A 12633-nucleotide genomic window follows, 5' to 3' on the forward strand; every position below is an offset into this window, starting at 1 on the left:
GTACATTGTCGAACTATCGTATAACCTAACCCCGTAACGTTATTATTTACTAGGAGTGATCGCCAATGGTAAATAACCGAGGTTCGGACTCCCTGACAAATAAACAGCGTTCAGCATTGATTACCCAGGAACGGATTGACAATATATTAAGGTGGAAGGAGAAATTTCTAAACGAACCCCATAGCGTAGATCCTCGTGAATGTGATGACATTAGCAATGAGGTGGCGGAATCCTGGCTAAGGTCAAGAGACAGGGGAATCGATCCCTATAACTCCATGAGCAAGCCCTATCCCAACTCGAGAGAGCACGCTGAAAAAATTGTAAAAAACCGTCCGTTAATCGAAATCACCAAACCTCTGATGGAGAAATTCAGAGATATGGCAGTGCTGCCAAGTGGCTTCATTTTATACTTATGCGATTATACGGGAGCATTTTTACTTCAAGCCGGGGATATGGTGAGAGTCCCCACTGAAGGGGTGGCCTGGAATGAAAGCACCATCGGCACCTGTGCTCATACCATATGTATGGAGTTGAAAAAACCGATCCAAATATTGGGCCCGGAACACTACTGCGTGGGACTGCATAATATTGTCGGTTCAGCGGCACCGATTATGGATGAATCGGGAAAAGTTATTGCTTCAATCATCCTGGGTCAACCGATTGAGTATCGATTGGAAGGAGAGTATTTCAATAATTTTCTCTCCCACACCCTGGGACTGATTACTGCCTTGGCTAAAGCGATTGAGACTCAGCTGAAGCTTAATCAAACCAATGAATTGCTGACAGAGAGCAACAGTAATCTGATTAAGGTAATTCACGAGTTAAACACCACGATGGACACCCTGGAGACGACACTGGAAGTCATGGACGAAGGGATTATCACCCTTGATCCCTCAGGAAGGATCATTAACATGAATCGGGAGGTAACCCGGATTTTTAAAATAAGGCCCGAGGAAAAATCTCATAAAAACATCAATGAATTTTTGCATACACACTCTCAGGTTGCAGCCCTGATCACGGCCGGAAAAAGTGTGGACATTGAAGAAAATCTCGTCATCGGCAATGATGAGCAACCCTATATAATTAATATCCGGCCGGTGCTGAACAAAAAGACCCAGCAGATCGAAGCCGCTGTCTTACGGCTCAATCATGTGGATAAAGTCAATGCTCAAGCGGCCAATCGTACGGGTTCCATTGCCACCTATAGCTTTGAATGCATCGTCGGTGAATCTGAAGAAATAAAGAAAGCCGTCTCCATTGCCAGACGTTTTGCAACCTCATCGGAAAATGTCCTGCTCATGGGTGAAAGCGGGACAGGCAAGGAACTTTTTGCCCAAGCGATCCATAATCATTCCTGCCCGCTGGGACCTTTTATGGCGGTCAACTGTGCGGCCATGCCCCGGGAATTGATTGAGAGCGAGCTTTTTGGCTATGAAGGGGGAAGCTTTACCGGGGCTGAACGGACTGGCAGACCGGGGAAAATCGAGTTGGCCCATGGCGGCACACTTTTTCTCGATGAAATTGGGGACATGCCCCTTGAGCTCCAGGCCGTTTTGCTGAGAGCTTTGGAAGATAAGCAAATCATGCGGATCGGCGGCCGGCGCTACAAAAAAGTAGACTTCAGACTGATTGCCGCCACCAATAAAAATTTATTCAAAATGGTCAAGGAAAGACAATATCGGGAAGATTTGTATTTCCGGCTTTCTGTATTGACCATCACTATTCCTTCCTTAAGAAACAGAAAAAATGATATTGATGTGCTGAGTCAATATTTCATCAAAAACTACTGTCAAAAGCAGGGGTGGAAGACCCCTAAGATCACGAAAGGAGCCCTCAGGAAGATTCAGGAATACGAATGGCCGGGCAACGTAAGACAGCTGCAAAATGCGCTGATTTATGCCGTCAACTCGGCCCACAATGATGTTATCGATACCGATAGCCTCCCTCAATATATCCTGCTGGACTCCAGTCCATTTCAGGATGAGCCTAATTTCACAACTGATTCCCTATCTTTGGAACATTTGGAAAAAAATGCTATAAAAACTGCGCTGCTTCATGCTAAAAATTCCATACCGGATGCCGCTAAATTATTGGGGATCAGCCGCTCAACCTTATATCGGAAATTAAAAGATTATGGCTTTGAGTACTGAAGACCCAAGAACCCTTTGCTGAGGCAGAGGGTTTTTCATATTGAAAATTATTTCTAAAAATAATACACGTTTTGGGACAAAAATTTATGAGGATTAACCTTCAGATCTGACAGAGAGCGGGTTTGTTGGTTTGGCACGGATTTTGCATATAAATTATTGCAGAGGCGCTGGCAGCAATAACTTGCGGAGGGATAGGAAATGAAGATAATCTATGATTGTGATAACACCATGGGTGTTCCAGGGTGCGATATAGTTGACGGACTGTCTTTACTCTATTTATTGGGTAAAGAGGAGCTCGACATCTGCGCAATTACCACCACCTATGGCAACAGCAAAGTCGATATCGTTTATCAAAATACAGTGAATATGCTCAGTGAGATCGGCCGCAGGGATATTCCTGTGTACAAAGGGTGTACTAATCGCTATGGGCTTGATAGTGAGGCAACGGATTATTTGGTAAAGATGGTGAACGATCACCCTGGTGAAATCTCTATTTTAGCAACAGGAGCCCTGACCAACCTCTACGCGGCCTATATTAAAGATCAGAATTTTTTCAGGAAATTGGATCGGTTGGTGGTCATGGGTGGGTTAACTCATGACGTAATACCGGACGGGAAAGCATTTGATGAGTGGAACTTATCAGTTGACCCGGCAGCCACCCATTGGGTTTTAAAGGAAGGAAAAGATCTTTTTCTCATCACACGGGATATGGACATTAATGTTTCTGTATCTACTGCGGATTTCATCCACAGACTGACCAGGAATCGGAGTCCAATCGGCCGCTATATAGTGGAACGCTCCATTTCCTGGCTGGAATACACGATGCTGCATCTAAAAAGCAATTGCTTTTATCTGGGGGATCTTGTGGCGGCGGTCTATCTTGTCAATCCGCAGTTTTTTGAAGATCAGCAGCAAATCATTTCTTTAAGTACCAAAACGATCAGCAAAGGCTTATTATGCCCCACGGATAACAGGCAGGAAGGGCAAACGATCCACTTGCCAACACTTCGCCATCGGGATGATTTTGTGGAGGATATCTATACTACTTGGCTGAAGGCAGACTGCGGTTTTGTAAAGGAAATAGGAGGAGGTTGGTAAAATGTGCTGGTCGTGCAATCCATTCTGTGGGAATTGTAAACCGCCCCAACCCCGCCCTAAAGTTTGTCCGAAATGCAAAACCCTGAACTTTGATGATCCCGATGAAGCCGTAAAATGCAAGAAATGCGGAGGAGAGTTGCCCAAGCGTCCGCCTCGTCCTGTGGTGCACTGTCTTTTGGCCGGTATAAGCTGCTCCAACCCCTGCAATAAATATAAGACGGCGCCGGAGGATGGGATAGTAAGGCCTTGTAAATATAATCCCCAGTGAAGACTTCACTCTGAAACATCACTCTTCATAAAGAAATAGGTTTAACCCCCTGCTCAAACTAATATGGGCAAGGGGGTTTTGTTGTTATAGTTGCTATTATTCCTGGGCAGCCGATCTGAAAATGATTCGAAAATGACACAATAATCACAAAAGAGGACGCTTGAGAAAAAGGCGGAGCTGAGCCATTTGTGAAGTCCTATACAATCCTGGTCATCTCAAATTAAGATGAAACACAAAGCCGCAAAAAGTGCAGATAAGGGCGGAACCCAGTCATTATGCGGGTTGTAGATCGATGTATTAAGTTGGCACGCTTATTGCATTAAACAGTGGCGTACAACCTAAATTTATTAATTCCGGCTGGAACCCTTCCACGGTCAGCAAGGGTGGGCCGGATTTTAAGGGGGGTGTCCGTTAAATTCTATCTAAATCATGAGACTACCTGAAAATACGAAAGGGTGAGAAAACAAAATGGAAAAACAATGGAAAAAAACGCTGGACGACGGTTCGTATACCGTGAGAACATGTGGATGGTCACCGCCGGGAGATCACCCTGTAGGTTGCGGTATGATTCTGACTGTCAAAGAAGGCAGACTCATCAAGGTAGAAGGAGATCCTGAACATCCCATCACCAATGGCAGACTGTGCGTGAGGTGTCTGACTCTCCCAGAATATACTCATCATCCCCAACGGGTTATCTATCCGATGAAACGCCTTGGTGCCAAAGGAGAAAACAAATGGCAACGGATCTCCTGGGATGAAGCATGGGATACCATCGTCGACAAAATCAATTATTTCAAAGAGAACCATGGTGCTGAATCCATCGTTGTCTTTGGCGGAACGGGCCGTGAAGCCTGTCTGTACTATTACCCCCTGGGCTTTGCTTCCATCGGCACACCAAACGTTTGCTACCCGCAAAGCGGTTGGTCCTGCTACGGCCCACGCTGTGCTATCACCGACTATATTCTGGGTGCAGGCTATCCTGAAATCGACTTTGCCGGTCACTTTGAAGACCGCTATAACCATCCGGGCTGGAAGGCTCCTGAATATCTCATGCTCTGGGGTAAAGAACCCCTGAAGTCCAATCCCGACGGCTTCTTCGGTCACTCTGTTATTGATATGATGAAGCTGGGAACCAAGATCATCATGGTTGACCCAAGGATCAGCTGGCTCGCTACCAGAGCTGAGCATGTCCTTCAACTCAGACCCGGTTCGGACACCGCCCTTGCTTTAGGACTGCTTCACGTAATCATTAAAGAAGAGCTTTACGATCATGATTTTGTAGAAAACTGGTGCTATGGCTGGGATGAATTCGTAGAGCGGGTTATGGAATACCCACCTGAGAAGGTTTCCGAAATCACCTGGGTTCCTGCTGAAAAGATTTATGAAGTGGCCCGTGTCTTCGCCAAAGCTAAACCGGCAAGCCTTGGCTGGGGATTAGCTGTCGACCAGAATCCCAATGGGGTTCAACTGGGTCATGCCTTACTGGCTATGATTGCGATCACCGGTAACCTTGATGTACCTGGTGGAGTAACAATCGGACCACCTGCATCCCTTATGGGCAAATGGCGTGTTGAATCACGTTCAAATCTCTCCGAAGAACTTTGGAATAAGAGAATTGGGGCAGAGCAATGGCCAGCAGTGAGCACCGCTTTGGCGACAACTCACCCCGATGAAACCTTGAATACTTTGGAAACAGGTAAGCCTTACAAATTGAGAATGGGCTGGTTCAACAGCAGCAACTTCATCACCCCCACCAACTCAGCTCAACCGGATCGTTGGTATCGGGCCCTGCAGTCCTTGGAGTTCAGTGTTGTACAGGATACCTTCATGACACCTACGGCCATGGCTTTTGCCGACATTTTCTTACCGCTGCCCACCTTTGCCGAGCATGATGGCGTGGTTCTGACTCACTATGGACGGAATGCCGTATTTGCAGGCGCTATGAACAAAGCCTTAACGGTGGGCGAAACAAAGTCTGACCTCGAAGTCTGTTTTGAACTGGGTAAAAGACTCAATCCCAAAGCCTGGCCTTGGGACAATGTTTCCGATTTCTTCACTGAGCAGCTTAAACCTGATACAGGGTTTGGCTTTGAAGAGCTGCGTGAAAAAGGCCTCTATCAACCCGGCTATACCTATAAAAAACATGAAAAGGGTCTCCTGAGATTTGATGGCGAGCCTGGATTTAATACGGTTACCGGAATGGTTGAATTGTGCTCTACTCTGTTTGAATCCTGGGGCGATGATGCTCTGCCTTATCATGAAGAGCCGCCTTACAGCCCTTACAGCACACCGGAGCTTGCTAAAGAATATCCCTTGACCTTAACAACCGGCGCCAGAAAATATACCTCCTTCCATTCAGAACACAGACAGCTCAAAACCTTGCGGGAAATTGATCCTAACCCGGAAATGGAAATCCATCCGGAAACCGCGGCTGAGTTAGGCATCATCGAAGGGGACTGGGTCGTTATTGAAAACATGTTTGGGAAGGCCAGAATGGTCGCTCATCTTACTGAGGCCATTCATCCCAAAGTTGTCCATGCTACTCATGGCTGGTGGTTCCCGGAGAAAGAAGCTGCAGAACCGTCCCTCTTTGGCGTGTGGGAATCCAATATCAATACCTTGATGCCCCACCAACATAATGGAAAACTCGGTTTCGGCGATACCTTTAAGAGTATTCTCTGTAAGGTTTACAGAGAAGCTTAAGATGAACTGAAGAAAGGAGGAACTAAAAATGGCGAAATATGGCTTGATGATCGATTATGAATATTGTACTGGCTGTCACTCTTGTGAAGTTGCCTGTAAAAACGAAAAGAATCTTCCCGTCGGAAAATGGGGGATCAAACTGACCGAGGTGGGTCCCTGGAAAATTGATTCGGAAAAATGGGAATGGAACTATGTTCCTGTTCCGACTAACTTTTGTGATGTGTGTGAAGAGCGCATTAAAGATGGAAAAAAACCTTCTTGTGTCCTGCATTGCTTAGGTCAGGCTATGGAATACGGCCCTGTGGAAGAACTAGCCAAAAAGATGGCTGAAAAAGGTAAAAAGGTAGTTATGTTTCTTCCTTAAGGTTAAGGTTGCCCGGAAAATAAGCTCCAATGTTTTGTTGAACGGAGGTTAAGGTATGACTAAAGAAGAATTTTTGGCACTCGATGGCAAAGCACAGCTCAAGTATCTCAATGAAGAAGCTGGCAAAGGTCTAAGTTTCAATGAAATCTCCGCAGCGCTTAAGATGACGAAAAAGGAATTCGAGAAATTTGGATTATACTATGTCAAAGATAAATTCATGCTCAAGCCGATGAGGGGCTATCAAACCACCGTACGCAGCGGCAATGAAAAGAGTTAAATTCATCCTTGAATAGGGCTTTAAGTTAATTAAATCCACCGGCACTATTGCTTTGAGTGTACTTGAAGTTATCATCCATATAACTACATCATAGCTGATCGGATTAATTGACTTCAAGGTACATCATGCAATAGTGCTGTATTTATTTTTGCCAATGAATAAGCGTAATGGAGGAATGTAGATTGACTCAGTCAAAAAGTTCATTACACTATGGCTGGCTTGTTGTTTTCGGAGGGTTTTTAACCCAGATTATTCTCATGTGCGGCGTCCAATTTGTTCCTATCCTGATGGCGCCGATTAAGCAGTCCCTGGAATTATCGAATACATCGGCAGGCACTATCGTATCCGTCTTTGGCCTTTGCTATGCCGGCTGTTCCTTTATTTGGGGATATCTGGCTGACCGGGCAGGGGCGAGAACAGCCGTATCTCTGGCCGGTCTGGTCTTAGGCATTGCCGTCATACTTTTTGGACTGCTTGCCGACAGCTTCCTCAAAGCAGTGCTGATCATTGCTCTGGTCGGTTTCGGGGCGGCCGGTGTCTACAGTGCCACGATTCCCAAGTTGATTGGTGCCTGGTTCCATCCCAGCAAACGGGGCAGAGCCATGAGCACCATTACGGCAGGGGGCGTGCTGACGGGAGCAGCTTTCGGAATTGTGCTGCCCCAATTGGCTAAGGCCTATGGCTGGCAAACAGCCGCTGTCATTTTAGGAGTGCTGGCCATTATTTGTACTGTTGTAATCTATTTAGTCGTCAGAAATAAGCCTTCTGAAAAAGGTTTGATTCCGGTGGGAACCCCCGCCGATCAGGTTGTGAAAGCTGCTCCGGCTATGAAAGATGCCGGCTTCAAAGATGTGCTTAAAATGAAAGTTACCTGGCATGTGTCCAGTATGTTCATTTTCTGGCAGGTTGCTTATATGACAGCCACGGCTTTCGTTGCGGTATCCTTTGTCAATGCCGGTTTTACGGCTGTACAAGGTGGTTTGGCTGTAACGATTTATAACTTATGCCAGCTAATCGGGCAACAAATATGGGGGCCCCTGTCCGATCGGTTGGAACGGAAAACGGTGATCTGCATTGCAGGCATCTGGTGGACTGCAGCAACCTTGGGTTACATGTTTATTTATGGCAGTACATTGAACGCCATGTATATCCTCATCGGTGTGATGGGAGTGGGCATGGGCATGGTTCCGGTCATCCTGGCCAGTTTCTCGGATTATTTCCCCACAGAAGTCGGCGGCTCCGGTGCAGGGGTTGTTTCCACCATGGGACTGGTGGGCCGTTTCTTTGGCCCCATGCTTGCCGGTTATGCGGCTGATGCTACGGGCAGCATTACAGGCGCCTTTGGCGTAGGAGCTGCAGCCATGCTGCTGGCATCCCTGGTCGCCTTTTCACTGCCCTCATTGAAAAAGCAGGCGGCGGTATCTGTCGGTGGAGAAAGTGCCAAATGATGTTTTGAATATCCAGTACAAAATTTATGAGGAGGTAGTTTTATATGTGTTTTAGACCGGCATCAGCATCAAGACCTATTGAGTGCCCTAATTGTGGAATGAAGGTTCCAGTGGTAGGCGGAGTTAAACAGAAAAAATGCCCAAAATGCAAAACCGATTTAACTCAGGTGGAAGCAAAACCGGAGGAAAAACCTGAGGGTGAAGCAGGTACAGAGAAGTAAGAGAAGAGAAGCCTATGCAACGTAAACTGGTTGCAATCCTTGATTCACAAAGGTAGTATAGAGTACGGTGTAACCGCTCTATACTGCCTTCTGAAGCTGGGGTGATGCTGATCTATGAAACACATCGGAAATACATCCAGTCGCTCATAAATGTGAAAAGTTTATCATGTCAGGTGCTGAAGGATAAGCTTCGGCAGGTACAGGAACTAAGGTGCGATGTGAAGGGAGAATTTACTGAAAATGAAAAATTTCAGCATTTCCGAAGTCATGGATTCCTTTGGGGTCAATAAGTTTACATGGTCTATCTTCTTCTTCTTGGGATTGGCGATGGTTTTTGATGGGTATGACTATATGATCGTCTCCTATACTATGCCCCAGATTTCTGCGGAATGGGGATTAAGCGCTGTGGAAAAAGGCAGCTTATCCTCATGGAGCCTTTTTGGCTTAATTATTGGAGGTGCCATATCCGGTATAGTCTCAGACAAGATAGGGCGGAAAAGGACCTTAGTCTATTCTATCGCTATCTATTCCTTGCTGAACATTCCGATTTTCTTTGCACCAAGCTTCGGCTTCTATGCTTTATTCCGGGTGTTGGCCGGCCTTGGCTTGGGAGCCTGTATTCCGGTCGTCACAACGATCTTCTCTGAATCCACTCCTACCAACCGCCGCGCCCTTTTCATTACCTTTGGGATGGCCTGGATGATTGTCGGTTGGGTTTTAGCAGGCTTGGTGGCTACCTATCTGGTTCCCCGGGTGGGCTGGAGATGGTGCTATCTGGTAGGCGGTTTCCCCTTCATCTACTCGATCTTCCTGCACTTCAAAATGAAAGAATCCGTCTATTGGTTAGCCAACAAAGGGAGAAATGAAGATGCGGTCAAGAGACTTCAGGAAATTGAGAAGGTTGCAACGGGCAAGGTTACCAATTGGGATCCCAACGCCCTGGTTGTCCCTCCAAAATCCAAAGTCGTCGGACCGAAGGCCCTTTTCTCCAAAACTTACCGCATGACAACGGCCGGTGTTTGGATTACCTATTTCTGCGGTTGCTTTACGGTCTATGGCATTAACGCCTGGCTGCCCTCTTTAATGCTGGAAAAAGGTCTGCAGCTGTCCTCAGCCTATGGACTATCCATTGCTCAAAATGCCGCTGCGGTCATTGCCAACTGTTCAACAGGCTTTGTGGCTGAAGTGATTGGCCGCAGAAAAAATCTGATCGGCAGCTATGGATTAGGAATTGTGGCTATTTTGATCATGGCTTTCGTGGGCAGTAGTTTTTGGGCAATCTTAGCGGCTAATATTTTCCTTGGCTTTGCCATCAACTACTCCATTACAGCAGTTCAGCCGCTGATGGCGGAGGGATATCCCACAGATATCCGCAACACAGGGGTGTCCTGGTGTCAAGCCTTTGGCCGGCTGGGCGGAGCCCTTGCCCCCATTGTGGCCGGTATGATTATCGGTTTAAATCTGGGTTACTCAAGTGCCTTTCTTTTCTATGTCGTGCCCTTGCTCTTCGGTTTACTGGCGGCCTTCCTCTTGATTAGAAATGAGACCAAAGGCAAGAGTATCGATCAAATTCAAGAAGAAAATGTTTTAAAGGCCGGCAGTTAAACCACTGGCTTGCCTTTGAGAAAGCTGCTTCCACTAACTGCTTCCAGCCGGAAGCAGTTTTCACTTCCAGGGAAAATTCCTAAAAAGAAACTGTTTTTTTCAAAATGAAAGAGTTCACTAATGCAGTACAAGCAAAGGCCTTGATTTTAGGCCCTTTGTAGCGATTGCGAGCTTGGCATGAAAATTGCATTGTATTTCAATAGGGGCATTATTATTAAATTCACGATCCCATTACTGAACAATGGAGGGAAAAAATGAGCACGAAAATTGATTTGGAACAAGAAGGTGTCGAAGTCAAAAAAGCCTGCTGCTATTTCTGTCACCAGAACTGCGGCTGCTTGGTTTATGTCAAAGACGGCAAGATCCTTCATTTCGAAGGAGACACGGAGTACCCAACCAATTCCGGCGGTTTATGCTGTCGCGGCAATGTCAATCTCATCCATCTGGACCATGAAGCAAGGGTTAATTTCCCGTTGAAACGCAAGGGGGAGCGTGGTTCGGGGGAATGGGAAAGAATTACCTGGGAACAAGCTATCGATGAAATCGGCACCAAATTAGCAGAGATTCGCCAACATTATGGAGCAGAGGCTGTAGCCACAGCCGGCGGAACTTCCCGTACCGATGACTGGGCACGGCGGCGCTTTATGAATCTTTTCGGCAGCCCTAACGGTTTCCACAACGCCCATTTATGCTGGATTCCCACCTTTATGATCGAAACAGCCGTTTATGGCTGGAGTCCTTTTGAAATTGACCTGGGCAGCAGCCGATGTCTGGTCTTGTGGGGACAGAATCCGGCAATATCCACTTTGCCTGAAATGAGCGGCGTCAGCGGCCTTAAAGCGAACGGGCTGAAAGTCATCGTTATTGATCCACGCTATACGGAAACAGCCGCCAAAGCGGATCTCTGGATACCCGTACGCCCTGGATCAGACCTGGCTTTAGCCTTGGCTTGGATCAATGTCATCATCTATGAAGGCTTAGCTGATTATGATTTTGTCTATGAATACTGTCAGGGTTTTGATGAATTGACTGCTCATGTGGAAGAATTCACTCCTGAATGGGCTGAACCTTTGACCGGAGTCAGCGCCGATCTTATTCGTGAAGGGGCACGGATGTACGCCATGAACAAACCCGGCAATATCCAGTGGGGTACGGCTCTTGACCAAATCGGCAAACCTGCCGGCGCTACCCAGCATGCCCGGGCCATCTTAAGAGCCATTACCGGCAACCTGGACTGCCCCGGAGCGGATCTTCTCACCGGCCCCAGTCTGGAATTTGTGACTGACGAAGAAATGGAACTCAATGAGTTCTTAACGGAAGAGCAGCGGGCCAAGCAACTGGGCTCGGATAAATTCAAACTGGTAACCTGGCCCGGATACGGCCGCATCGCCGAAATAGCCAAGAAGTATTGGGGCAAGGCGCCTACCGCAGAATGGATGTGTGAGGCCCATCCTCCCACAGTCTTTAACGCTATCCTGACCGGAGAACCCTATCCGGTGAAAGCTTTGCTGGTTTCGGCGACGAATCCGGTCAATTCCTATGGTGAAAGCCAAAAGGTCCTGGCCGCCTTAAAAGCGGTGGATTTTATGGTAACCTGCGACTATTGGCTGACCCCCACCGCCATGCTTTCCGATTATGTGCTGCCCATGGCGGGCTCCTTTGAGCGGCCGACGATTACCTCCACCTATGGCTGTTCGGATTTCTTAATGTGTTCACAACGGGCCATTCAGCCCATGTATGAGCGGCACAGCGATTTTGAATTCTGGCGGGATCTGGGCATCCGCCTGGGGCAAAAAGAGCATTGGCCTTGGGAAACTCTTGAAGATGCTTATTTTTACCGGATTAAAGATCTGGGCTATGGTGTGGAAAGTTATGATGAATTCGTGGAGTATTACCGTTTCCACTTCCCGGAACGGGAGTATTTCAAATACAAAGAAAAAGGCGGATTTGGCACCCCTTCGGGTAAAGTGGAGATCTACTCCAGTGTGTTGGAGGAATTAGGCTATCCCCCCCTGCCACCCTATATAGCTCCCGTTGAAAATGAGGTGGATTATCCGGAACTTGCTAAAGAGTATCCTTTAATCCTAACCACAGGGGCAGGTGTAATGCCTTTTCATCATTCGGAACACTTCAATATTAAGGAACTGCGCTTTATCCGCCATGAACCCCATATGGAAATCAATCCTGATACTGCGGCAGAGTATGGCATTCAGGAAGGGGATTGGGTCTGGGTGGAGACCCGGCGGGGCCGCATTAAACAAAAAGCCAGCTTAACCGAAGGCATCAGGCCCGGCACAGTCTTCACGGAACGGGGCTGGTGGTATCCGGAAAGAGATCTGCGCAATCCGGAATTGGGTGGTTGTCTGGAATCCAACACCAACGTTCTTACCAGTACGGCAGATGAAGATTGTGATCCATTGAGCGGCAGCTGGGCCAACCGCGGTCTCTTGTGCAAGGTCTATAAGGTAAGCAGCTCAGACAGAAGGGAGGACAAATAAG

The 12633-nt window shown here is 47.3% G+C and carries 9 protein-coding genes; all 9 read left to right on the forward strand.

The genetic code is table 11. From position 1 onward, the window contains the following. Positions 1-65 precede the first annotated feature (65 nt). The 9 genes from DHAF_RS09340 (at position 66) to DHAF_RS09380 (ending at position 12632) form a co-directional block, all read left to right on the forward strand. A complete protein-coding gene (locus DHAF_RS09340; RefSeq protein ID WP_015943715.1) occupies positions 66-2150 on the forward strand; it encodes a sigma-54 interaction domain-containing protein in 2085 nt (694 codons plus the stop codon). Positions 2151-2348: 198 nt separating this feature from the next. After that, entirely contained in the window at positions 2349-3248 is a 900-nt protein-coding gene (locus DHAF_RS09345) for a nucleoside hydrolase (RefSeq protein ID WP_005809146.1), read from the forward strand. A gap of 1 nt (position 3249) precedes the next feature. After that, positions 3250-3516 carry a hypothetical protein gene (locus tag DHAF_RS09350; protein ID WP_015943716.1) on the forward strand — a complete coding sequence of 89 codons (267 nt, stop codon included), beginning with the start codon at positions 3250-3252 and terminating at the stop codon, positions 3514-3516. Between the two features lie 468 nt (positions 3517-3984). Continuing rightward, positions 3985-6219, forward strand: coding sequence for a molybdopterin-dependent oxidoreductase (locus DHAF_RS09355; protein WP_015943717.1), 2235 nt, complete (start codon positions 3985-3987; stop codon positions 6217-6219). A 28-nt stretch (positions 6220-6247) separates the two neighbouring features. Continuing rightward, positions 6248-6583 (forward strand): oxidoreductase, encoded by a 336-nt coding sequence (locus DHAF_RS09360; RefSeq protein WP_005809140.1) that lies wholly within the window; start codon positions 6248-6250, stop codon positions 6581-6583. Between the two features lie 55 nt (positions 6584-6638). Beyond that, positions 6639-6860 carry a hypothetical protein gene (locus DHAF_RS09365; RefSeq protein ID WP_005809138.1) on the forward strand — a complete coding sequence of 74 codons (222 nt, stop codon included), beginning with the start codon at positions 6639-6641 and terminating at the stop codon, positions 6858-6860. Positions 6861-7042: 182 nt separating this feature from the next. Continuing rightward, positions 7043-8308 (forward strand): MFS transporter, encoded by a 1266-nt coding sequence (locus DHAF_RS09370; protein ID WP_011461177.1) that lies wholly within the window; start codon positions 7043-7045, stop codon positions 8306-8308. Positions 8309-8769: 461 nt separating this feature from the next. Beyond that, positions 8770-10134, forward strand: a complete 1365-nt coding sequence (locus DHAF_RS09375; protein WP_005809131.1) for an MFS transporter — start codon at positions 8770-8772, stop codon at positions 10132-10134. Between the two features lie 254 nt (positions 10135-10388). Beyond that, positions 10389-12632 (forward strand): molybdopterin-dependent oxidoreductase, encoded by a 2244-nt coding sequence (locus DHAF_RS09380; protein WP_005809129.1) that lies wholly within the window; start codon positions 10389-10391, stop codon positions 12630-12632. Position 12633: the final 1 nt, after the last annotated feature.

It is taken from the genome of Desulfitobacterium hafniense DCB-2 (assembly GCF_000021925.1).
Classification (GTDB): domain Bacteria; phylum Bacillota; class Desulfitobacteriia; order Desulfitobacteriales; family Desulfitobacteriaceae; genus Desulfitobacterium; species Desulfitobacterium hafniense.